18 protein-coding genes are annotated in these 23,087 nt (G+C 72.0%); 11 read left to right on the plus strand and 7 right to left on the minus strand.

Annotation, left to right across the window (positions count from 1 at the left end; genetic code table 11):
- Nucleotides 1-220 precede the first annotated feature (220 nt).
- The 4 genes from lpdA to BV907_RS05110 all read left to right on the plus strand — a co-directional run bounded on the left by lpdA (nucleotide 221) and on the right by BV907_RS05110 (nucleotide 4,536).
- Nucleotides 221-1,603 carry a dihydrolipoyl dehydrogenase gene (gene lpdA, locus BV907_RS05095; RefSeq protein ID WP_077488629.1) on the plus strand — a complete coding sequence of 461 codons (1,383 nt, stop codon included), beginning with the start codon at nucleotides 221-223 and terminating at the stop codon, nucleotides 1,601-1,603.
- Between the two features lie 51 nt (nucleotides 1,604-1,654).
- Entirely contained in the window at nucleotides 1,655-3,403 is a 1,749-nt protein-coding gene (gene sucB, locus BV907_RS05100; RefSeq protein ID WP_077488630.1) for a 2-oxoglutarate dehydrogenase, E2 component, dihydrolipoamide succinyltransferase, read from the plus strand.
- 177 nt (nucleotides 3,404-3,580) lie between these two features.
- A complete protein-coding gene (locus BV907_RS05105) occupies nucleotides 3,581-3,949 on the plus strand; it encodes a hypothetical protein (protein WP_077488631.1) in 369 nt (122 codons plus the stop codon).
- Between the two features lie 161 nt (nucleotides 3,950-4,110).
- Complete coding sequence (locus tag BV907_RS05110; RefSeq protein ID WP_077488632.1) at nucleotides 4,111-4,536, plus strand: OsmC family peroxiredoxin; 426 nt, start codon at nucleotides 4,111-4,113, stop codon at nucleotides 4,534-4,536.
- Between the two features lie 115 nt (nucleotides 4,537-4,651).
- Here the strand turns inward: BV907_RS05110 and BV907_RS05115 are convergent, their stop codons facing one another.
- Both BV907_RS05115 and BV907_RS05120 read right to left on the minus strand, forming a co-directional pair.
- A complete protein-coding gene (locus BV907_RS05115) occupies nucleotides 4,652-8,254 on the minus strand; it encodes a S41 family peptidase (protein ID WP_077488633.1) in 3,603 nt (1,200 codons plus the stop codon).
- Nucleotides 8,255-8,340: 86 nt separating this feature from the next.
- The gene (locus BV907_RS05120) at nucleotides 8,341-10,011 is read right to left on the minus strand and encodes a protein kinase domain-containing protein (RefSeq protein WP_077488634.1); all 1,671 of its coding nucleotides are present in this window, start codon (nucleotides 10,009-10,011) and stop codon (nucleotides 8,341-8,343) included.
- A 112-nt stretch (nucleotides 10,012-10,123) separates the two neighbouring features.
- Between BV907_RS05120 and lipB the strand changes: the two genes are divergently transcribed.
- From lipB to BV907_RS05135, 3 genes are all read left to right on the plus strand, one after another.
- Nucleotides 10,124-10,804 carry a lipoyl(octanoyl) transferase LipB gene (gene lipB, locus BV907_RS05125; protein WP_077488635.1) on the plus strand — a complete coding sequence of 227 codons (681 nt, stop codon included), beginning with the start codon at nucleotides 10,124-10,126 and terminating at the stop codon, nucleotides 10,802-10,804.
- Nucleotides 10,801-11,811, plus strand: coding sequence for a lipoyl synthase (gene lipA / locus BV907_RS05130; protein WP_077488636.1), 1,011 nt, complete (start codon nucleotides 10,801-10,803; stop codon nucleotides 11,809-11,811). Before lipB ends, lipA begins: the two co-directional genes overlap by 4 nt.
- Nucleotides 11,812-11,903: 92 nt before the next feature.
- Nucleotides 11,904-12,638, plus strand: a complete 735-nt coding sequence (locus tag BV907_RS05135) for a DUF4191 domain-containing protein (RefSeq protein ID WP_077488637.1) — start codon at nucleotides 11,904-11,906, stop codon at nucleotides 12,636-12,638.
- Between the two features lie 102 nt (nucleotides 12,639-12,740).
- Here BV907_RS05135 and BV907_RS05140 read toward each other — a convergent pair whose 3' ends face one another.
- Entirely contained in the window at nucleotides 12,741-13,175 is a 435-nt protein-coding gene (locus BV907_RS05140) for an RDD family protein (RefSeq protein WP_077488638.1), read from the minus strand.
- Nucleotides 13,176-13,401: 226 nt separating this feature from the next.
- Here BV907_RS05140 and glnA (BV907_RS05145) point away from each other — a divergent pair, with 226 nt between their 5' ends.
- A complete protein-coding gene (gene glnA, locus BV907_RS05145) occupies nucleotides 13,402-14,826 on the plus strand; it encodes a type I glutamate--ammonia ligase (protein WP_077488639.1) in 1,425 nt (474 codons plus the stop codon).
- 150 nt (nucleotides 14,827-14,976) lie between these two features.
- Here glnA (BV907_RS05145) and BV907_RS05150 read toward each other — a convergent pair whose 3' ends face one another.
- Genes BV907_RS05150 through glnA (BV907_RS05160) form a run of 3 tightly spaced genes read right to left on the minus strand, consistent with a single transcriptional unit; the run spans nucleotide 14,977 to nucleotide 19,714 of the window.
- Complete coding sequence (locus tag BV907_RS05150) at nucleotides 14,977-15,312, minus strand: cupin domain-containing protein (RefSeq protein WP_077488640.1); 336 nt, start codon at nucleotides 15,310-15,312, stop codon at nucleotides 14,977-14,979.
- 14 nt (nucleotides 15,313-15,326) lie between these two features.
- Nucleotides 15,327-18,365, minus strand: a complete 3,039-nt coding sequence (locus BV907_RS05155) for a bifunctional [glutamine synthetase] adenylyltransferase/[glutamine synthetase]-adenylyl-L-tyrosine phosphorylase (RefSeq protein ID WP_077488641.1) — start codon at nucleotides 18,363-18,365, stop codon at nucleotides 15,327-15,329.
- Between the two features lie 8 nt (nucleotides 18,366-18,373).
- Complete coding sequence (gene glnA / locus BV907_RS05160) at nucleotides 18,374-19,714, minus strand: type I glutamate--ammonia ligase (RefSeq protein ID WP_077488642.1); 1,341 nt, start codon at nucleotides 19,712-19,714, stop codon at nucleotides 18,374-18,376.
- A 135-nt stretch (nucleotides 19,715-19,849) separates the two neighbouring features.
- On the opposite strand from glnA (BV907_RS05160), the gene panB reads away from it, so the two are divergent.
- Nucleotides 19,850-20,734: a 3-methyl-2-oxobutanoate hydroxymethyltransferase gene (gene panB / locus BV907_RS05165; protein WP_077488643.1), complete on the plus strand. Its 885-nt coding sequence runs from the start codon at nucleotides 19,850-19,852 to the stop codon at nucleotides 20,732-20,734.
- A 30-nt stretch (nucleotides 20,735-20,764) separates the two neighbouring features.
- Here panB and BV907_RS05170 read toward each other — a convergent pair whose 3' ends face one another.
- On the minus strand, nucleotides 20,765-20,956 hold the full coding sequence (locus tag BV907_RS05170; RefSeq protein WP_077488644.1) for an SPOR domain-containing protein: 192 nt from the start codon (nucleotides 20,954-20,956) through the stop codon (nucleotides 20,765-20,767).
- Between the two features lie 30 nt (nucleotides 20,957-20,986).
- On the opposite strand from BV907_RS05170, the gene map reads away from it, so the two are divergent.
- Both map and ppgK read left to right on the plus strand, forming a co-directional pair.
- Nucleotides 20,987-21,865: a type I methionyl aminopeptidase gene (gene map, locus BV907_RS05175; protein WP_077488645.1), complete on the plus strand. Its 879-nt coding sequence runs from the start codon at nucleotides 20,987-20,989 to the stop codon at nucleotides 21,863-21,865.
- Between the two features lie 20 nt (nucleotides 21,866-21,885).
- A complete protein-coding gene (gene ppgK, locus BV907_RS05180) occupies nucleotides 21,886-22,683 on the plus strand; it encodes a polyphosphate--glucose phosphotransferase (RefSeq protein ID WP_077488646.1) in 798 nt (265 codons plus the stop codon).
- The last annotated feature ends 404 nt before the right edge of the window (nucleotides 22,684-23,087 follow it).

Raw genomic sequence — 23,087 nt, forward strand, 5'->3', positions numbered from 1 at the left:
GGCAGCTTTTCATAATGCGAAATTCAAAATCCGCTAAGTGGAAGTGCTAGAGTTCCCGTGACTCTGGCCACAAGCCCGGTGACATTCAATCCGGGAAGGTGGAGCATAGTCCGTCAGGGGGATAGGGTTTCCCCTGATACCGGGCCTGCGCGGACCGCCGCAGGCACAAACTGTCACATCTGACGGCGGAACGCCGTCCACAAGGCGAGGGAGCGTCCACGTGGCCGACCAGGCAACTGCGCAGGAATTCGACATCTTGGTCCTCGGCGGCGGCAGTGGCGGCTACGCCGCGGCGCTGCGCGCCGTCCAGCTCGGCCTCACCGTCGGCCTCGTCGAGAAGGCCAAGCTCGGCGGAACGTGCCTGCACAACGGCTGCATCCCGACCAAGGCGCTCCTGCACTCGGCCGAGCTCGCCGACCACGCCCGCGACTCCGCGAAGTACGGCGTCAACGTCACGCTCGACAGCATCGACATCACCGCCGTCAACGCCTACAAGGACGGCATCGTCGCCGGCAAGTTCAAGGGCCTCACGGGCCTCATCAAGTCCAAGGGCATCACGGTCATCGAGGGCGAGGGCCGCCTCACCGCCCCGGACACGATCAGCGTCAACGGCACGGCGTACAAGGGCAAGAACATCGTCCTCGCGACGGGCTCCTACTCCCGCAGCCTCCCGGGCCTCGAGATCGGCGGCCGGGTCATCACCTCGGACGAGGCCCTCGAGCTCGACTACATCCCGCAGAGCGCGATCGTGCTCGGCGGCGGCGTGATCGGCGTCGAGTTCGCCTCGGTGTGGAAGTCCTTCGGCGTCGACGTCACGATCGTCGAGGGCCTGCCCTCGCTCGTTCCGAACGAGGACGAGACGATCGTCAAGCAGCTCGAGCGCGCCTTCAAGAAGCGCGGCATCAAGTTCTCCACCGGCACGTTCTTCCAGGGCGTCGAGCAGAGCGAGAACGGCGTCAAGGTCACCCTCGTCGACGGCAAGACCTTCGAGGCCGAGCTCCTGCTCGTGGCCGTCGGCCGCGGCCCTGTCACGGCCAACCTCGGCTACGAGGAGGCCGGCGTCACGATCGACCGCGGCTTCGTCATCACCAACGAGCGCCTCCACACCGGTGTGGGCAACATCTACGCGGTCGGCGACATCGTCCCCGGCGTCCAGCTCGCGCACCGCGGCTACCAGCAGGGCATCTTCGTTGCCGAGGAGATCGCGGGACTCAACCCCATCGTCGTCGAGGACGTCAACATCCCCAAGGTCACGTTCTGCGATCCCGAGATCGCGACTGTCGGATACACCGAGAAGGGCGCGAAGGCCAAGTTCGGCGACGACCAGGTGCAGACGCAGGAGTTCAACCTTGCCGGCAACGGCAAGAGCTCGATCCTCGGCACGTCGGGCACCGTCAAGGTCGTGCGCCAGAAGGACGGCCCCGTCGTCGGCGTGCACATGATCGGCGCCCGGATGGGCGAGCAGATCGGCGAGGCGCAGCTGATCGTCAACTGGGAGGCCTACCCGGAGGACGTCGCGCAGTTCGTCCACGCGCACCCGACGCAGAACGAGACCCTCGGCGAGGTCCACCTCGCCCTCGCCGGCAAGCCGCTCCACGGCTGAGAAGCCCCGACAGCATTCGCACGAGAAGAGAACTAAGGAGTACGGGGACCCATGTCTGAAACCGTCAACCTGCCTGCGCTCGGGGAGAGCGTCACCGAAGGAACCGTCACCCGCTGGCTGAAGCAGGTGGGCGACCGCGTCGAGCTCGACGAGCCCCTCGTCGAGGTCTCGACCGACAAGGTCGACACCGAGATCCCGTCGCCCGTCGCGGGCGTCCTCGAGGAGATCCTCGTCGGCGAGGACGAGACCGCCGAGGTCGGCGCACCCTTGGCCCGCATCGGCGACGGCGCCGGCGCGGGCAGCGCCCAGGCCCAGGCCGAGCCCGCCGCGCAGGAGGCGCCGGCTCAGGCAGCCCCCGCCGAGGAGGCCCCGGCCCCGGCGCAGGAGCAGGCAGCCCCGGCGCAGGAGCAGGCAGCCCCGGCCCAGGAGCAGGCCGAGCCGGCCTCGGCGCAGGCCGCGGCGGAGGGCCACGAGGTCACACTCCCGGCCCTGGGCGAGAGCGTCACCGAGGGGACGGTGACCCGCTGGCTCAAGGCCGTCGGCGACACCGTCGAGGTCGACGAGCCCCTCCTCGAAGTTTCCACCGACAAGGTCGACACCGAGGTCCCCTCCCCCGTCGCCGGAACGCTCCTCGAGATCCGCGTGAGCGAGGACGAGACCGCCGAAGTCGGCGCCGTCCTCGCCGTCGTCGGCTCCGGCGCCCCGGCGCAGGCAGCGCCCGCCGCCGAGGCACCCGCCGCCCCCGCCCAGGAGGCACCGGCGGCCCCCGCCCCGGCGGAGGCGCCTGCCCCGGCCGCCCCGGCCCAGGCGGCCCCGGCGCCCGTCCAGGAGGCTCCTGCCCAGGCGGCCCCGGCCCAGGGTGCCGAGGCCGGCTACGTGACCCCGCTCGTGCGCAAGCTCGCCAACCAGCACGGCATCGACGTCTCGACCCTCACGGGCACCGGCGTCGGCGGCCGCATCCGCAAGCAGGACGTGCTCGCAGCCGCCGAGGCCGCCGAGGCAGCGCAGGCCGCCCCGGCACAGGCAGCCCCGGCCGCCGCCCCGGCGAAGGCGGCCCCCGCCGCAGCGGCGTCGTCCCTGCGCGGCACGACCGAGAAGGCCCCGCGCATCCGGCAGGTCATCGCCCGGCGCATGCGCGAGTCGCTCGACACCTCGACCCAGCTCACGCAGGTCCACGAGGTCGACATGACGAAGATCGCGAAGCTCCGGGACAAGGCCAAGGGCCAGTTCCTCGCGCAGAACGGCACCAAGCTCACCTTCCTGCCGTTCATCGCGAAGGCCGTCGCCGAGGCGCTCAAGCAGCACCCGAAGCTCAACGCCGAGTACCACGAGGACACGCAGGAGATCGTGTACCACAGCGCGGAGCACCTCGCGATCGCCGTCGACACCGAGAAGGGCCTCCTCGTCCCGGTCGTCCAGGACGCGGGCAGCCTCAACCTCGCGGGCCTCTCGGCCAAGATCGCGGACGTGGCCGACCGCACCCGCAAGGGCAAGATCGGCCCGGACGAGCTCTCCGGCGGCACGTTCAGCATCACGAACATCGGCTCGGTCGGGGCGCTCTTCGACACCCCGATCATCAACCAGCCGCAGGTCGCGATCCTGGGCACGGGCGCCATCGTGAAGCGCCCGTGGGTCACCCAGAACGCCGAGGGCGACGACGTCATCGCCATCCGCTCGATGATGTACCTCTCGCTCACGTACGACCACCGCCTCGTGGACGGCGCGGACGCAGGCCGCTTCCTCCAGACGCTCAAGGCACGCCTCGAAGAGGGCGCCTTCGAGGCCGACCTCGGCCTCTGAGCAGCGCGCACGACGCCGACGGCGCCCGTCCCCCCGGACGGGCGCCGTCGGCGTCTCCTCACCCGGGCTGCTGCCGCGCGGGGCCGCCACGGGGCAGAGGGCATTCGTTATGGACTTGGGACCCGCCGCGCCTGCGCCCGGCGGATCGAGCGGGGGCCCGCCGCTAGACTCGGACCCATGACCCTCGTCTACAACATCGTCGTCTTCGTGCACATCGTCGGTGCGGCCATGATCATCGGCCCATGGATCGCGAACATGAAGCAGCCCACGGTCGGGCCGCGGCAGTTCGACGGCGCGATGACCCAGCTGCTCACGGGCGTCATCCTCATGGGCCTCATCCCCGTCCTCCGCCAGACGGACGAGGCCTTCGCTGACCCGAACTATCCCAAGCTCATCGTCAAGTTCTCCGTCGCCGTGATCGTCGGCGCCCTTGCGTTCGTCGGCAACCGCAAGCGCAAGTCCGGTGAGGCGGTCGCGCCCGGGCTGGCCCACGCCGTCGGCGGCCTGGCCCTCCTCAACGTCGCGATCGCGACCATCTGGAACTAGTCTCCAGGGCGCCGCACCGAGCCCCGGCAGCCAGCGCCACGCGTGGCGGCCGGGGCCGCCTTGTGCCCGGATAGTTCCTCAGTTGTGCCTAGGATGGGCGAGGACGGCGCAGTCCTTCCGGCTGCGCCGCGGCACACCGACCACGCACGCAAGGAGCACGCATGGCTACCATCCGCAACGCGCACACCGTCTGGCAGGGCAACCTCTTCGAGGGCTCTGGCGAGACCACCTTCGACTACTCGGGCATCGGCACCTACGACGTGACGTGGAAGGCGCGCACCGAGGACGCCCGCGGCAAGACGAGCCCCGAGGAGCTCCTGGCAGCAGCGCACTCCGCGTGCTTCTCGATGGCCTTCAGCAACGAGCTCGACAAGGCCGGCTACAAGGCCGAGCACATCGAGACCAAGGCCGAGGTCGGCTTCCAGCCGGGCGAGGGCGTCACCGGCAGCAAGCTCACCGTCGCGGCCCGCATCCCGGGCATCGCCGAGGACGAGTTCCAGAAGATCGCCGACGCCGCCAAGGCCGGATGCCCGGTGAGCCAGGCGCTCTCCATCCCGATCACGCTCGAGGCCACGCTCGAGGCCTGATCCCAGCCGGCCCGGAAGGACCGCAGCGCCCGGAGTGCCCCGGGCGCGGGACGCACGGAAGGCCCCCCGACGCACCACATGGTGCCTCAGGGGCCTTCCGTGCGTCCCGGCCGGCTCAGCCCTCGAGGGCCGGGACCGCCTCTTCGCCGGCCCGGGCCTGCGGGCGCGGGGGCAGCGGCGCCGGGCGGAGCGACCGGTAGCCCTCGCGCGCGGGCGGGCGCTGCGTCGGGATCTCGACGAGCATCTCCTTCAGCACCCCGATCCCCTGCTCGAGCTGCGGGTCGATGCCGGCGGCGTGGGCATGCGGCGGGTACGGCACCTCGATGTCCGGCTCGACGCCGGCGTTCTCCACGCCCCAGCCGACGCCGTCCTCGAACCACGTCGCGTAGCGCGGCTGGGTGACGCCTGTGCCGTCGGCGAGACGGAAGCGGTGGTCGATGCCGACGACGCCGCCCCACGTGCGCGTCCCGACCACGGGGCCGATGCCGCGCAGCTTGGACACCTGCGTGATGATGTCCCCATCCGAGCCGGCGAACTCGTCGGCGAGGATCACGACCGGGCCGCGCGGGGCGTGCCGCGGGTAGGTGCGCGGCTGCTCGCCACGGGGCATGCTCCAGCCGGTCACGCGGCGCCCGATGAGCTCGGCGACGAGCTGGGACGTGTGCCCGCCCCGGTTGCGGCGCACGTCGACGATGAGGGCGTCGAGCGCTGTCTCGGTGTCGAGGTCCCGATGCAGCTGCGCCCAGCCGCGCGCGGCCATGTCCGGCACGTGGAGATAGCCGAAGCGGCCCTCGGATGCCTCGCGCACGAGCCGGCGGTTGGCCTGGACCCAGTCCTGGTAGCGCAGCCGCTCCTCGTCGAGGATGGGCACGACGGCGATGCGCCGGCTCTCGCCCGACTCGTCGCCGTGGGCCGGGCCGTTGAGCATGGTCAGCTCGACGACCTTCCCCGCCGCTCCGACGAGGGCCATGGCCGGACCGAACTCGGGGGTGAGCGGCACGCCGTCGACCTCGAGGAGCCGGTCGCCCGCGCGCACGTCTGCGCCGGGCGACGCCAGCGGCGAGGACGCGAGCGGGTCCGAGGACTCGTTGGCGAGGACGCGCCGGACGACCCAGCCGCCGTCGAAGTCGAACTCGCCACCGAGGCGGCCCTGGCCGCCCGCCCCGGGCTCGGTGACGAGCGCGGGGGTCACGTAGGCGTGGGACGTCCCGAGCTCGCCGTGGACCTCCCACAGGAGGTCGACGAGGTCGTCGTGGGAGCCGAGCCGGGAGACGATCGGACGGTATCGGTCCGCGACTTCGTCCCAGTCGGTCCCGGCCATGTCCGCGGTCCAGAAGAAGTCGCGCTGGAGCCGCCAGGCCTCGTCGAAGGCCTGGGACCACACGGATACCGGGTCGAGCCGGACGCGGATCCGGTCGAGGTCGACGGCGATGTGCTCGCTGTGCCCGTCCTCGGCCGCCGACGAACTCGGCACGCTGTGCACAGCCCGGTCCCGCACGTACACGACCCGCGACCCGTCGCCGCTGAGCCGGTACGCGTCGAGCGCGGAGACGAGCGTCGTCTCGACGCCCGTGAGGAGGTCGAGGCGCTGGAGGGTTGGCGGCGTGTCCTTGTCCCCCGGCTTCGCCTTGCCCTCGCCCGTGGCCCCCGAGAGGTCCTGGGAGAGCCACAGGAGCGCGTCGGGTGCCGCGGAGAGGTGCGAGAAGTTGCCCTGCCGGACGGGCAGGGCCACGATGCGGTGCTGGATCCCCTCAAGGTCCACCGTGACCGGGGCGGGCGCGGACGACGGCGACTGGCCGGCGCCGTCGGCTCCGTCACCGGAGGCGATGGACCCGCGGCCTGAGGCCCCGAAGTCCGCCACGCGCGGCCCGAAGGGGCTCGCCGCGGTGGCCTCGAGCGGGACGATGTACGGCTTGATCGGGCTCGGGAACGACAGGTCGAACGAGTGCCCGTCGTAGACCGGGTCGAAGCTGCGGCCCGAGAGGAAGGCGAGATACGAGCCGTCGGGAGTGAACGCCGGGGACGCGTCCCAGAAGCGGCCGTCGGTGACGTCGGCGATGGTGCCGGTCGCGCATTCGGCGAGGCGGATCTTCGAACGCGCGCCGAACGCCGTGACGGGCTCGCTCCAGGCGAGCCAGCGCGAGTCGGGGCTCCACGCGAGCTGCTCGATGCTGCCCTCTTCGACGCTGCTCAGCGTCGTCGCGGTACCCGCGGCGACGTCGACGAGGTGCACCTCCCCGAACGCCGTGCCGACCGCGATGAGGGTCCCGTCCGGGCTCGGCACGAGCTCCGCGGCGCGGCTCGGCGTCGGGAGTGCGATGCGGCGCACGCGCGGGAGGGAGTCCGCCGTGTCATCGGGGTTCGGGGGCACGCTCTCCCGAGCGGGCACGACGTACGAGCGGGCACCCGCCGGGGCAGGGAACGGGGCGAGGGCCGCCGCAGCCTCGGTTGCCGCAGCAGCCTCGGCGTCGGCGCCGGCCATGGTGTTGCCGGCCTGCCCGGTCCGGGCCAGGGCCGAGACGGGCTGCGGGAGGCCCTCGCCGCCGTCGTGCGTTGCGCGCGCGGGCCCGCCGTCGTACGCGACAGCCGCGGCGCCGCGGATCCCCGCCGCGGCACGGGCGGCAGCCTCGGCGTCGGCGAGGCGCTTGACGAAGAGCCCCTCCTCGCCCTCGTGGTCCGCGATGTAGGCCACGGCGTCCGTGCCGAGCGGGCGGGCGAGCCGGGCGCGGACGCCCGGGGTCGCCTCGACGACCCGGGAGGGCCCATCCCGGTGCGCGAGCCAGTGCACCGTCCCGTGGGACTCGACGACGCTCGCGTGCCCGTCCTGGGCCGGCACGACCTCGCCGAGGTGGCGGGACACCGCGAGGGGGACGGCGCGGCGTGAGGTCGAGGCGGACGCGAGGGCGATGTCGAGGCGGCGCGGCTCGGCGTCGAGGCTGTCGAGGAGCCACAGCTCGCCGGCGGACTCGAACGCAATGCGGGAGCCGTCCGTGCTCGCGTGCCGCACGTAGAAGCGGTCCGCGTCGGTGTGCCGGCGCAGGTCCTGACCGAGCCTGTCCACCGAGTACAGGTTGCCGACGCCCTCGTGGTCGGAGAGGAAGGCGATCCTGCCGTCGACCCACATCGGGTCGCAGAGGTTGCCCTCGAGGCCGGGGAGGAGGCGGCGGAACTCGCCGCCGCCGTCGGGGTCGATCCAGAGCTTCCCCGCCGCGCCGCCGCGGTACCGCTTCCACGAGGCGGGCTCGCGCGTCACGACGCTTGCGACGACGACTGGCCGCTCATCCCCCACGCGCGGGCCGAAGGCCACGGAGTCGACGGGCCCGTAGGGCAGTTCCTCGAGCCAGCCGCCGTCGAGCGGCACGGTGTACGCGTGGGTGTGGCGCGAGTCCGGCTGGTTGTGGGCGCTCGTGACGACGACGCGGCCGCCGGGCTCGAAGCCCTTGACCCGCGTGGTCGAGTGGCCGAAGTAGGTGAGCTGGCGGAAGCCGCCGCCGTCCACGTCCGCCGAGACGACCTCGGGAGCGCTGCCCTGCACGACAGTCCACACGACCTTCGACCCGTCCGGGGCGAAGCGCGGGTTGCGGGCCGGGAGCCGGAGCGCGGACAGCCGCCAGGCGCGGCCCCCGGCCAGGGGCGCGAGCCAGACGTCGTCCTCGGCCACGAAGGCCACGAGGTCCCCGTGCACATGGGGATAGCGGAAGTAGCTGGAGCCAGTCATCCTCCGATCATAGGCAGGCCGCGCAGTGGCAGAGCGCGGGCGCATCGTCCGTCCGCCCCGCCCCTGCGAAGTGTGACGCAGCTCGCTCACGCACCGAGGACGCTGGCCACGCGCCAGCGTCCGTCGACCCGCTCGAGCACGATCCTCAGGTCCTGGTCCCGGCCAGCGGGCTGCTCGCCCACGCGGCCGCCCGCAGCGTCCAGCACCGTGTAGCCGCTCGTGACGATGCGCACGCGCACCACGGCGCTGCCCTCCGCCGCTCCGGGCGCCGGCTTCGGGTCCAGAGACGCCGTGGTCACGCTCGCACGGAAGCCCTCGAGCCGCTGGCCGTCCCGCTCAAGGGCGTCCAGGAGGGCCGCGTCGGCAGCGGCGGCCGCGGAGCCGGGGACGCTCACGGCCTCGAGCAGGGCGCGGTCGGAGGCGGCGATGGCCTGGGACCGGATGTCAGAGAGGGCCTGGACCGCGCGCACCGGGTCGTCCGCGCCGGCGGCCGTGCGCAGCCGCTCCGGGAGGGACGCCCAGCCGCCCGCGGATCCTGGCGCCTCAGCGTCGCCTGCCGACGACCCGTGCACCGCCGTCGTGCGGGCCTCCCCGGGCCACGCCGCCCACCATGCCCCGACAGCGACGGCGACGAGGACGAGCGCGGCCGAGCAGGCGAGCAGCACTCCCATGCGCACGGGCAGGCGGCGGGCGCGCGGGGCACGGCGCGGCCTCGACGCGGTGCCGCCGTCGCCCGGCTCGGCGCCGAACAGCGGCCGCCGCCGGGACCGGCGGAGGCCCGCGAACGGCCAGCGTCCCGCGGGGGGCGCCTGGACACGCGTGAGCAGCTCGGGGATGACGGCGGCGTCCACCGCAGGGGCGAGGTCGACGGGCTCGGCACGGGCGCTGCGCAGGAGGGCGTGGGCGAACTCGGCCGCCGTCGGTCGTGCGAGCGGATCGTCCCGCAGGGCAGCCTCGATGGCCGCGGCGAGCTCCGCCGGCACGTCCTCGACGAGGAGGCTGAGCGGGGGGCGCCCCGCCGTCGGCGGCGGGGGCGAGCCCGTAAGGCAGAACCACGCGAGGGCCCCCAGCGAGAAGACGTCCCGCGCGGCGGTGCGCACGTGCTCCTCCTCCGGGGGCCTCGGCACCGGGTCGACGAAGCCGGGGGTGCCGGCGCCGCCCGCGGACGAGTCGCCCACCATGCGCGCGAGGCCGAAGTCGGCGAGCAGGGGCTTGCCCCGGGCCGTGAAGAGGACGTTCCCCGGCGAGACGTCGCCATGGACCGTGCCCTCTGCGTGCAGCATGCCGAGGGCCTGGGCCACGGGCGCCACCGACGTCACCGTCTCCCCCACGGCCAGCCGCCCGCGGGCCGCGACGAGCCGCCCGAGCGAGCCGCCCGCGGCGTAGTCGGCCAGGAGCGCGATCGCGCCCTGCCCGAGCCTCGCCTCGGCGCCGGCTGCCTCACTCCCGTGCCCCTGCGCCGTCGTCGGCTCTGTACCCCGCACCTCAATGGCGTCCCGCACGGCGAGGACGTGCTCGTGCGGCCGGGCCGCGGCGATGCGCAGTTCCCGACGGGCCGCCGCGAGCACGTCGCGATCATCCCCCACCGTGGGGACGATGACCTTGGCAGCGAGGGCGCGGCCGGTCGCCGCCTCGCGCACGAGCCACACGTGCCCCGCGGCCCCCGTCCCGAGGTGGCGCACGAGGTCGTAGCCCGGCAGGGCGGGCGGCTCGGGCTGGCCCCCGCCCGGCGGCGCGGTAGGCGGCTGGGTCTCCATGGCTCATGTCTACCGCAGACAGGCAGGGGGCCGCAGAAGTTATCCACAGGCCAGTGCGACCTTCGCCACACTGCCGGGCCTGGGCCCCGGCCTGAGGGCTAAGCTGGACGGCATGACTCTTGCGTTCACCCAGCTGGGGTTCGCGCCGGACTACGTCGACTACGAAGCCGGCCTCGAGGCGCAGCGCCAGCTCCACGACGACGTGGTGGCCGGCGACTCCCCCAGCACCGTCCTCCTCCTCGAGCACGCCGCGGTCTACACGGCCGGGAAGCGCACGGAGGACCACGAGCGACCCCTCGACGGCACCCCCGTCATCCCCGTCGACCGCGGGGGCAAGCTCACGTGGCACGGCCCGGGCCAGCTCGTCGGGTACCCGATCGTACGGCTCAGGGAGCCGCGCGGGATCCGCGCGTACGTCGAACTCCTCGAGGACGTCATGATCACCGTCATCAACGAGTACGGGATCAGGGCAGAGCACGTGGACGGCCGCTCGGGCGTCTGGGTCCGCGCGGACGAGCGCGGCGGGGACCGCAAGATCGCCGCGATCGGCATCAGCGTCCGCGACGGCGTCACGGGCCACGGCTTCGCCATCAACTGCAACAACAGCCTGGAGCCGTACGCGCAGATCATCGCGTGCGGCATCACCGATGCCGGGACCACCACCATCTCGGCCGAATGCGGGCGCGACGTCGGCCCCCGCGACATCGTCGACCGGATCACGGAGGAGCTCTCCCGACGCCAAGACGAGTTCGTCGCGGCCGGGATCGCCTCGCCGGAAGGAGCCCTCGCGTGACCCTCGCCCCCGAAGGACGCCGACTGCTGCGCATCGAAGCGCGCAACGCCCAGACGCCCGTCGAGCGCAAGCCTGACTGGATCAAGGCCAAGGTCCAGATGGGACCCGAGTTCGTCCAGCTCAAGAACCAGGTCAAGAAGGAGGGGCTGCATACGGTCTGCGAGGAGGCCGGCTGCCCCAACATCTTCGAGTGCTGGGAGGACAAGGAGGCCACCTTCCTCATCGGCGGCTCCGAGTGCACGCGCCGCTGCGACTTCTGCCAGATCGACACCGGCAGGCCCTCCCCGCTGGACCGCTTCGAGCCGACCAAGGTCGCGCGCTCGGTGCAGTCGATGAACCTGCGCTACGCGACCGTCACCGGCGTCGCGCGCGACGACCTCGAGGACGAGGGCACCTGGCTCTACGCCGAGACGATCCGCAAGATCCACGAGCTCAACCCGGGCACCGGCGTCGAGATCCTCATACCGGACTTCTCCGGCAAGCCCGAGCACATCACCGCGATCTGCGACGCCGCCCCGGAGGTCTTCGCGCACAACGTCGAGACCGTCCCGCGCATCTTCAAGAGCATCCGCCCCGCGTTCCGCTACGAGCGCTCGCTCGACGTCATCACGCAGGGCCGCGACCGCGGCATGGTCACGAAGTCGAACCTCATCCTCGGCATGGGCGAGACCCGCGAGGAGGTCTCGGAGGCCCTGCGCGACCTGCACGCCGCGGGCTGTGACCTCATCACGATCACCCAGTACCTGCGCCCCTCCGAGCGCCACCACCCGGTGGAGCGGTGGGTCAAGCCCGAGGAGTTCGTCGAGCTGTCCCAGGAGGCCGAGGAGATCGGCTTCCTCGGCGTCATGAGCGGCCCGCTCGTTCGCTCGTCGTACCGCGCCGGCCGCCTCTGGGCCACGGCAATGCGCAAGAAGGGCCTGCCGATCCCCGCGCACCTCGCCCACATCGAGAGCTCCGGGACGACCCGCCAGGAGGCCGCGACCCTCGTCGCCTCCCGTCAGGGCTGAGCCCAGCACCTGCCGACCGCGGCGCCCGCCCGGCCCCCGAGGGGCCGCCCGGCGGGCGCCGCGCGCGCGTTGTCCCGTAGAATTGAGGGACTATGGCGAAGAGCACCGACACCTCCAGCACGCCTTCGGACAAGTCTCCGAAGAAGGCGAAGAAGCCGAACGGCTTCACGAACGGCATCAAGCAGTTCATCCAGGTCTTCCAGATGACCCGGAAGGCCGACCCGAACTCCGTGTGGCTCATGGCACTCGTGTTCCTCGCGGTCACCGGCGTGAGCCTCCTCATCGGCTTCCTGCTCGATAACTGGATCACCGGCCTCCTCATCGGCCTCCCGCTCGGCCTGCTCGGCGCCGTCTTCATCCTGAGCCGCCGCGCCGAACGCGCGGCCTTCAGCCAGATCGAGGGCCAGCCCGGCGCCGCCGGTGCCGCGCTCGGCACGCTCCGCCGCGGCTGGATCGTGGCCGAGGAGCCGGTCGCCGTCAACCGCATGCAGGACGTCGTGTTCCGCGCGATCGGCCGCCCGGGCGTCGTCCTCGTGACCGAGGGCCCGAGCTCGCGCGTGCGCCAGCTCGTCGACGAGGAGCGCAAGCGCCTCACACGCATCCTGCCGAACGTGCCGATCCATGTCATCGAGACCGGCCGCGACGAGGGCCAGACCCCCCTGCGCGGCGTGGCGAAGGCCATGCAGAAGCTCAAGCCCGAGCTGTCCAAGGTGGAGGTCGCGACCGTCAGCAAGCGGATCGCCTCCCTCGGCCCGCGCCTCCCCATCCCGAAGGGCATCGACCCCCGCCGCGTCCGGCCCGACCGCCGCGCCATGCGTGGCCGCTGACGAGGACGAACCCGCGGCATACGCGAGGACCCCGGGCAGTGCCCGGGGTCCTCGCGCGTGTTCGGCGTCCATCGTGGTTCCGTCGACGCCGGGGACGGGGGTTCAGAGGCGCACGACGACGGTTCCGGCCGCCTTGTCGTGCAGGCCGCGCTGGTCAGGGTCGAAGATGACCGCGGGGATCACGAGGCACAGCAGGACCGTGCGAATGACCGCCGCCAGCAGGCCGGCCCGCCGGCCGTCGAGGCGCTCGACGCGCAGCCCGGCGATCCGGTGGCCCAGTCCGTAGCCGGCGAGCCCGACGAGGAGGATCTGCTCGACGGCGAACACCGCGAGGATGGCGAGCTGGCTCGCGCCGAAGAAGGCCGCCGCGATCGCGTAGCATGCGGCCCAGTCGATGCACAGGGCGAGCACCCGCCGGCCGGGCCGCCCGATGGAGCCGGGGCCGGCGGCGGGCTTGCCGAGGCGCCGGCCTGGATAGTCGCCCTCGGACGACGGCGTGCCGCCGAGCCAGGAGCCAAGGTCTTTGCGGTCGATCACCGGTCCAGTCTAGGGCGCGTGGCGCGCTGGCCTCGCGCTGCGGTCACCGCTAGCGTTTACACACGACAGCCTTCTGTAACCTGCCCGAAACAATGCGGACACGGCCGGGAAATGCCTCATTCGTAGGCTGGAGCCCGTTGCAGCGAGGCGTCCGGCGCCGCGCAGGCTGCGCGCGCCGTGATTGCGCCCGGCCAGACTGCCACCCCCCTTGTGTATAGGAGCATAGATGTTCAAGTCTGCGGACGAAGTCCTCAAGTACATCCAGGACGAAGACGTCAAGTTCGTCGATATCCGCTTCACCGACCTCCCGGGCGTCCAGCAGCACTTCAACGTTCCGGCCAAGACGGTCGACGCGGACTTCTTCGAGAACGGCCAGCTCTTCGACGGCTCCTCGATCCGAGGCTTCCAGGGCATCGCCGAGTCTGACATGCAGCTCATCCCGGACGTCACGACGGCGTTCGTCGACCCGTTCCGGGTCGAGAAGACCCTCGCGCTCAACTTCTCCATCGTCAACCCGCGCACCGGTGAGCCGTACCACCGCGACCCGCGCGGCGTGGCCGAGCGCGCCGAGGCCTACCTCGCCTCGACCGGCATCGCGGACACCGCGTTCTTCGCGCCCGAGGCCGAGTTCTACGTCTTCGACAACGTCCAGTTCGAGTCCTCCCCGCAGGGCTCCTTCTACAAGGTCGACTCCATCGAGGCACCGTGGAACTCCTCCCGCGAGGAGGAGGGCGGCAACCTCGGCAACAAGACCCCGTTCAAGGGCGGCTACTTCCCCGTCGCCCCGGTCGACCACCAGGCCGACCTCCGCGACGCGATGTGCCTGAACCTCGACGCGGCCGGCCTCGAGGTCGAGCGCTCGCACCACGAGGTCGGCGCTGCCGGCCAGGCCGAGATCAACTACCGCTTCTCGACGCTCGTCCGCGCCGCCGACGACCTGCAGAAGTTCAAGTACATCATCAAGAACACGGCGCTCGAGTGGGGCAAGTCCGTGACCTTCATGCCGAAGCCGATCTTCGGCGACAACGGCTCGGGCATGCACTGCCACCAGTCGCTCTGGAACGGCGGCGAGCCGCTCTTCTACGACGAGAAGGGCTACGCCAACCTCTCCGACACCGCCCGCTGGTACATCGGCGGCCTGCTCAAGCACGCCTCGGCGGTGCTCGCGTTCACCAACCCGACGGTGAACTCCTACAAGCGCCTCGTCAAGGGCTTCGAGGCCCCGGTGAACATGGTGTACTCGCAGGGCAACCGCTCGGCCGGCATCCGCATCCCGATCACGGGCTCGAACCCCAAGGCCAAGCGCATCGAGTTCCGCGCGCCGGACCCCTCGAGCAACCCGTACCTCGCGTTCGCCGCTCAGCTCATGGCCGGCATCGACGGCATCCGCAACCGCATCGAGCCGCCGGCTCCGATTGACAAGGACCTCTACGAGCTCCCGGCCGAGGAGGCCCGCGACATCCCCAAGGCTCCGGGCTCGCTCGACGAGGCCCTCGAGGCCCTCGAGGCGGACAACGAGTTCCTCCAGGCGGGCGGCGTGTTCACGCAGGACCTCATCGACACCTGGGTCGCCTACAAGCGCGAGAAGGAGATCGCTCCGCTCTCCCTGCGCCCGAACCCGTACGAGTTCGAGCTCTACTACGGCGTCTGATCGGCACAGCCGACACCGCTGCGACAGCGCCCGCCCGGGACGGCCAAGCCGTGCCCGGGCGGGCGCTCTTCCGCGCCCTCCGGCCTTTTGGGCCGGGGCACGTGCCGCATCCCCGGCGCGTGCGGCGGCGCTGTCGCCCGACGGCCCGCCTCAGCCTGCGATCGACGTCAGGAGCGCCACGAGGTCGCCCTCGGCGCGCACGTCGTGCGTCGCTCCGGGCAGCACCATGACCTCCCCCTGGGAGACGGTCGTCTCGGCCCCGTCCTCGCCCGATCGCACGACGGCGCGTCCCCGCAGGACGTGCAGCGTCGCCGCCTCGGGCTTGGCGTGCTCCCCGAGGCTCCGGCCGTCGAGGATGGCGACGAGCGTGTGCCGGAGCCGACCGTCCCTGAGCTCGGCCGCGGCGCTGTGCCCATGGGCGTCCGCCCGGGCCCGTGCAAGCTCCCGCTCGGCCTCTGCCGCGAGGTCAACCTTGACGTGCTCCATGTGATGTCCCTCCCCTATCCGGCGGCGTAGAACCGCCGCTCGAAGACCTGCCGCGCACGGCGCGTGAGGTTCAGGTACTGCTGCTCGAGGGCGCTCGCCTGGCCCGGCGGGTAGCCGCACCACCGCGCGACGCCCTCGAGGTCCCGCCTCGAGGACGGCAGGAGATCGGACGCCCTGCCGGTCCATGCGACGTTGGCGCTGCGCACGCGGCTCGCGAGGGTCCAGGTCTCGGCGAGCAGCTCCGCCTCGTCTCCGGGGACGAGCCCCGCCGCGGCGGCCGCCGCGAGCGCCGGGAGCGTCGCCGTCGTGCGCAGCTCCGGATACCGCGCTGCGTGCTGGAGCTGCAGGAGCTGGACGAGCCATTCGACGTCGCTGAGCCCGCCGCGGCCGAGCTTGAGGTGCCGCGAAGGGTCGGCCCCGCGGGGCAGCCGCTCCGATTCGACACGTGCCTTGATGCGCCGGATCTCCCGGACGTCCGCGGCCTCGAGCTTCTCGGGGTAGCGCACGGAATCCACGAGCGCCATGAACTCGCGGGCAACGTCGTCGTCCCCCGCGAGCGGCCGGGCGCGCAGCAGGGCCTGCGCCTCCCACACGAGGGCCCAGCGGCGGTAGTACTCCGCGAACGACTCGAGCGAGCGCACGAGCGGCCCGCTCTTGCCCTCGGGGCGCAGGTTGGCGTCGAGCGCGAGGACCCGCTCGGCGAGGACCGGGGGCTTGAGCGGCTGTGTCAGGAGCGAGGACAGGCTCCCGACGATCTCGAGCGCCTGCTTCTGCGCCGCCGTCGGGTCGGCCCCCGGGAGCGGACGGTGGACGTAGATGACGTCGGCATCGGAGCCGTAGCCGATCTCCCGCCCGCCCTGCCGGCCCATCGCGACGACGAGGACCTGGGTCAGGAGCGGGCCGGAGGCGGCCGCGATGCCCTCGGCCACGCGCAGGGCGCCGAGCACGGCGGCCTGGTCCGTGTCCGCGAGGGCCTCCCCCACCGCTCCGACGTCGAGGAGGCGCGCACGGTCCGCGAGGGCGACACGCAGGATCTCGCGCCGGCGGATCAGCCGGACGAGCCGCATCGCGGCCCCGGGGTCATCGTGGCGGGACAGCTTGGCCTGCATCTCCTGCCACTGCGTGTCGAGGGGCACGGGCCGCAGGTCGACGTCGTTGCCGAGCCACGCGACGGATTCCGGCGAGACCTCGAGGAGGTCGGCGATGAGCCGGGAGTCGGCGAGGACCTGGCACAGCCGCTCGGCGGCGGCCGCGGAGTCCCGCAGGAGGCCGAGGTACCAGTGCGTCGTTCCGAGCGCCTCGCTCACGCGGCGGAAGCCGAGGAGCCCGCCGTCGGGGTCCACGCCGTCGGCGAGCCAGCCGAGCAGGACGGGCAGCAGCTGCCGCTGGAGCGCGGCCCGGCGGCTCACGCCGGCCGTGAGGGCCTCGATGTGCCGCATGGCCCCCCGCGGGTCGCGGTAGCCGAGCGCGGCGAGCCGCTCCTGGGCCGCCTCCGGCGTCAGCCGTGCCTCGTCGGGGCTCAGGTTCGCGACGGTGTTGAGCAGCGGGCGGTAGAAGATGCGCTCGTGCAGCTCGCGGACGCTGCGCTTGGTGCGGTGCCACCGCTCGAGGAGCTGCTCGGGGGTCGAGCGGCCCACCTCGAAGATGCCCTGCGCCGAGCGCGCGAGGGCACGCAGGGCGTCCTGGCCGACGGGCATGAGGTGGGTGCGCCTGAGCCGGAAGAGCTGGATGCGGTGCTCGAGGAGCCGCAGGTAGCGGTAGGACGAGTCGAACTCCGCCGCGGCCCCGCGCCCGATGTACCCGCCCGCGGCAAGGGCCGAGATGGCCGACGTCGTGTCGCGCACGCGCAGCGACTCGTCCGCGCGGCCGTGGACGAGCTGGAGGAGCTGGACCGTGAACTCGACGTCGCGGAGCCCGCCGACGCCGAGCTTGATCTGCCGGTCGGCCTCCCCCGCGGGGATGTTGTCGGTGACGCGGCGGCGCATGGCCTGGACCGAGTCGACGAAGCCGTCCCGCCCCGCGGAGGCCCACACGAGCGGGGCGATGGCCGCCTCGTATCGGGCGCCGAGCTCCCTGTCGCCCGCGATGCAGCGGGCCTTGAGGAGGGCCTGGAACTCCCAGCTCTCCGCCCAGCGCGCGTAGTAGGCCAGATGCGAGTCGAGGGTGCGCACGAGCGGGCCGTCCCGCCCTTCCGGGCGCAGATTCGCGTCCACCTGCCACAGGGCCGGCTCGCGGCCCGTCGACCAGACCGCACGGGCGAGCCCCGTGGCCAGGAACGTGCCGATCTGCACGGCCCGGGTGTCGTCGACGGGTCCCTCGGAATCCCTCGAATCAGCCTCGATCACGTAGACCACGTCGACGTCGGAGATGTAGTTGAGTTCGCGCGCCCCGCATTTGCCCATGCCGATCACGGCGAGCCCGACGGCGGCGACCTCGTCTGCAGGGAACGTCGCCGCGGCCTCGGCCCGCGCGACGGCGAGGGCGGCCTCGAGGGCCGCAGCGGCGAGGTCGGAGAGCTCGGCGGCGGCGATGGGCAGGAAGTCGGTGGGCGAGGCGGCGCCGAGGTCGCGCAGGGCGAGCTCGCACAGCCGCCTCCGGTAGGCGACGCGCAGGGCCTCGTACGCGCTTCCGCCCGTGACCCCGGCGACCGGCCGGGCCGCGTGCGGGTCGGCCCCGACGGCGCGCAGGAGGAAGGCGCGCAGCTCCTCCGGGTCCGCGCCGAGCGGCTCGGCTGAGAGCGGCATCTCGAGCACGTCCAAGTGCTCGGGGCGGCGCAGGAGGAACTCGCCGAGGGCCTCGGACGCGCCAAGGAGGCGGAAGAGCGGCTCGCTGCGCTCGGGGCCCCCCTCGAGCAGAGACTTGAGTTCGGGCCTGCGGTCGAGGAGCCGCACGAGCGTCAGAAGCGCGGTGTCCGGGTCCGGCGCGACGGAGAGGCCCTCGAGGAGGGCATCCGTGCCGACGCCGTCGAGCTCCTCGGCCGCCAAGAACCGCTCGGCCCGCTCAGGGTCGGACGAGCCGAGGGCGATCAGCCTGCGCGCGAGGCTCGGAGCCATGCAGTCCCCTACAGGATGCCGAGGTTGCGGTACAGCTCGTAGGGCGTGACCTCGAGCCGGTACTCGTTCCACTCCTGGCGCTTGTTGCGCAGGAAGTGCTCGAACACCTGCTCGCCGAGGATGTCGGCCATGAGCTCGGACTCCTCCATCGCGTTGACCGCGTCGTAGAGGCTCGCGGGGAGCGGCGAGTGGCCCAGGGCGCGGCGCTCGGAGGTCGTGAGCATCGAGATGTCGTCCTCGGCCGCGGGCGGCAGCTCGTACTCCTCCTCGATGCCCTTGAGGCCCGCACCGAGCAGGACGGCGTAGGAGAGGTACGGGTTCGTCGCGGAGTCGATGCCGCGGTACTCGACCCGAGCGCTCTGGTGCTTGCCCGGCTTGTAGAGGGGGACCCGGACGAGCGCCGAGCGGTTGTTGTGCCCCCAGCTGAGGTAGCTCGGGGCCTCCCCGCCGCCCCAGAGTCGCTTGTAGGAGTTGACGAACTGGTTCGTCACCGCGCAGAACTCGTTCGCATGCCGCAGGAGGCCCGCGATGAAGTGCCGAGCAGTGCGGGAGAGCTGGAACTCGGCGCCCGCCTCGTGGAACGCGTTCGTGTCCCCCTCGAACAGCGAGAAGTGCGTGTGCATCCCGGAGCCGGGGTGGACCGTGAACGGCTTGGGCATGAAGGTGGCATAGGCGCCCTGCTGGATCGCGACCTCCTTGACGACCGTGCGGAACGTCATGATGTTGTCCGCCGTCTGGAGGGCGTCAGCGTAGCGCAGGTCGATCTCGTTCTGGCCCGGGCCGCCCTCGTGGTGGCTGAACTCGACGGAGATCCCGACCGACTCGAGCATGTTCACCACGGTGCGTCGGAAGTCCTGGGCCACACCGCCCGGGACGTGGTCGAAGTAGCCGCCCTGGTCGATCGGCACCGGCGCGCCGTCAGGCCCGAGCTGGTCCGACTCGAGGAGGTAGAACTCGATCTCCGGGTGCGTGTAGCACGTGAAGCCCATCTCGGCGGCCTTCGCGAGCGTCCGCTTGAGCACGTTGCGCGGGTCCGCCGTCGACGGCTCGCCATCCGGCGTGAGGATGTCGCAGAACATGCGCGAGGTCGGCTCGGTCTCCCCGCGCCAGGGCAGGATCTGGAAGGTCGAGGGGTCCGGCTGCAGGAGCATGTCCGACTCGGAGACTCGGGCGAGACCCTCGATCGAGGACCCGTCGAAGCCGAGGCCCTCCTCGAAGGCACCCTCGACCTCGGCCGGGGCGAGCGCGACGGACTTGAGCGAGCCGACGACGTCGGTGAACCACAGGCGGACGAAACGGACGTCGCGTTCCTCGATGGTGCGGAGCACGAACTCCTGCTGACGGTTCATGGGGGGCAGTCCCTCGCCTTCTCAGTGCTGGGCCGGTGCGTGAGCTAAGGAGGCACCGCGGCCGGTGCCTCCCACTCTACTCAGCAACTGGGCCTGCGCTAAGCAGCGCACCGCACGGTCGGCTAGGCTCGGTCCATGGCCCCCACGATCTCCCCTGAGCCGCGCCCGTCCGAGGGCGCCGCGCCGTACGGCAGCGGCGCCGCCCCCGCCGCGCGGACCGGCCGCGTGCGTGTGCACCACCTCGCCCAGGCCAAGGAGCGGGGCGAGCGGTTCGCGATGCTGACAGCCTACGAGCAGTACTCGGCGCAGATCTTCGACGAGGCCGGGGTCGAGGTGCTCCTCATCGGCGACTCGGCCGCGAACAACGTCTACGGCTACGAGACCTCGCTGCCCATCACCGTCGACGAGATGCTGCCCCTCGTGCGCGCCGTCTCCCGCGCCGCGCGCCGTGCACTCATCGTGGCGGACCTTCCCTTCGGCAGCTATGAGGCCTCGCCCGAGCAGGCCGTCGCGGCGGGCGTGCGCTTCCTCAAGGAGGGCCTCGCACACGCGGTCAAGATGGAGGGCGGCGCGTACTACGTGGAGACCGTCCGCGCCATGGTCCAGGCCGGCATCCCCGTCATGGCCCACATCGGCTTCACCCCGCAGAGCGAGCACGCGCTCGGCGGCTACCGCGTGCAGGGGCGGGGCGACGACGCCGAACGGCTCATCGAGGACGCCCGCGCCCTCGAGGCGGCAGGGGCATTCTGCGTGCTCATGGAGATGGTCCCCGCGGACACTGCGGCGGCCGTCGACGCTGCCCTCGCCGTGCCCACCGTCGGGATCGGCGCGGGTAGCTCCACGACGGGCCAGGTGCTCGTGTGGCAGGACATGGCCGGGCTGCGGGGCGGTGAGGGCATGAAGGTCGCGAAGTTCGTCAAGAAGTACGCCGATCTTCGGACGACCCTCCTCGACGCCGCACGCCAGTACCGCGACGAGGTCCGCTCGGGCGAGTTCCCCGGCCCCGAGCACTCGTTCTAGAGAACCCTCGATCCAGCAGCTGTCCGCGCGTCAGTCGTCGTTGTCCGACCAGCCGTCCCCGTCGGCGTCGGACGGATCCCACGCGCGGTTGCGCTCCCTGACCTTCTCGAGCGCCCGCTCGGCCTCCTCGCGTGTCGCGTAGGGGCCGATCAGCTGGGTCCAGTCGCTCTGGGCGTCGACCTCGACTTCATGGGTCCGCACGTTGTACCAGTACTCGACCACGTGAGCCTCCTCCCTAGTACACTCAACCCTATGCCTTCTTCCCCCTCCACGGCACCCGTGGGCACTCTGGTCCGCGGCACTGTGAGCCCCCTGCGGCCCGTGCCGGACTGGATCCCGCGACCCGAATACGTGGGGAAGGCGGCCCCGGCCAAGCACACGGGCTCCTCGGTCCTCTCGCCCGAGAAGATCGAGCTCGTGCGCGCCGCGGGCAGGATCGCCGCGCAGGCGATCGTCGAGGTCGGCCGACACATCCGGCCGGGCGTGACGACGGACGAGCTCGACAGGATCGGGCACGAGTTCGTGCTCGACCACGGCGCGTACCCGTCGACCCTGGGCTACCGCGGCTTCCCGAAGTCGCTCTGCAGCTCCGTCAACGAGGTCATCTGCCACGGCATCCCGGACACCACCGTCCTGGCCGACGGCGACATCGTCAACATCGACATCACTGCCTACAAGGACGGTGTCCACGGGGACACCAACGTCACTTTCCTCGTGGGGGAGGTGGACGACGAGTCGAGGCTGCTCGTGGAGCGGACACAGGAGTCCCTCCGCCGCGGCATCAAGGCCGTCGCCCCCGGACGCGAGATCAACGTGATCGGCCGGGCCATCGAGTCCTACGCGCGTCGCTTCGGCTATGGCGTCGTTCGGGACTTCACGGGCCACGGCGTGGGCGAGGCCTTCCACACGGGCCTGATCATCCCGCACTACGACGCCGCGCCAGGCTACAGCCAGACGCTCGAGCCGGGGATGGTCTTCACGATCGAGCCGATGCTGACCCTCGGCGGGATCGAGTGGGACATGTGGGAGGACGACTGGACCGTCGTCACCCGCGACCGGAAGCGCTCCGCCCAGTTCGAGCACACCCTCGTCGTCACCGATTCCGGCGCCGAGGTCCTCACCCTCCCCTGAACCCGCGAGAGGCACAACGCATGGCCAAGAGCGAGAAGAAGAAGTCCCGGTACGTCATCGGCGTGGACATCGGCGGCACCGGCATCAAGGGCGGCATCGTCGACCTGAAGAAGGGCAAGCTCCTCGGCGACCGGGTGCGCATCGACACCCCCCGACCGGCGACCCCCGAGAACGTCGCGGAGGTCGTCGCCGAGATCGTCGGCGCCCTCGGCGCCCGCGAGGACGCGCCCGAGCCCGACTCCCCCGTCGGCGTGACGTTCCCCGGCATCATCCAGCACGGCGTCTCCCGGTCTGCGGCGAACGTGGACAAATCGTGGCTCGACTTCGACATCGACACGCTCTTCACCCAGCGCCTCGGTCGCCCGGTCGAGGTGATCAACGACGCCGACGCAGCCGGGCTCGCCGAGGTGCGGTACGGCGCCGGCAAGGGCGTCGACGGCACGGTCCTCGTCATCACGCTCGGCACCGGCATCGGCTCGGCCTTCGTCTTCGACGGCAGGCTCGTGCCCAACGCCGAGCTCGGCCACCTCGAGATCGACGGCTTCGACGCCGAGACCAAGGCCTCCGCCGTCGCACGCGAACGGGACGGGCTCAGCTGGGAGGAGTACTCGGTGCTGCTCCAGCGCTACTTCTCGCACGTGGAGTTCCTGTTCTCGCCCGAGCTGTTCATCGTCGGCGGCGGCATCTCCAAGCGCGCGGACGAGTACCTGCCGCGGCTCAAGCTGCGCACCCCGATCGTCCCGGCCGAGCTCAAGAACGAGGCCGGCATCGTCGGCGCGGCGCTCCAGGTCGCCATCCACCACTCCCTCGCCGAGTAGGCGGGACCCCAGCACGGCCGAGGGGCCCGGACCGAGTCGATCGGTCCGGGCCCCGCTCGGCTGAGGATCGGGGGGCTAGCGATTTAGGGGCGCTGCCGCGCCGTGAGGGTCCACGAGACCGGACCTTGCCCGCGAGACCGGGGCTGTCGGGACCGGTCTCGCGAGGAGCCGCCGGTCTCACGTTCCTGGGCCGCGAAGCCGGTCTGTCGGCACCTGTCTCGCAGGAGGCCTCCGTCCCTCAGGGCGGGAGGCATCGCGGGTACGGATCTCGACGCGGAAATCGGGTTTCGGGTACACGGAAGGAGGCCGTCGCCGTACCCGGAATCCGAATATGGCGACGAGATCCGGTGTAAATCAAGCTGTCTGTGACGGCTTGGGTGTGTTGATGCCTGCGGTTGTTGGTG

The sequence above is a fragment of the Sinomonas mesophila genome, from assembly GCF_001999765.1.
Lineage (GTDB): Bacteria > Actinomycetota > Actinomycetes > Actinomycetales > Micrococcaceae > Sinomonas > Sinomonas mesophila.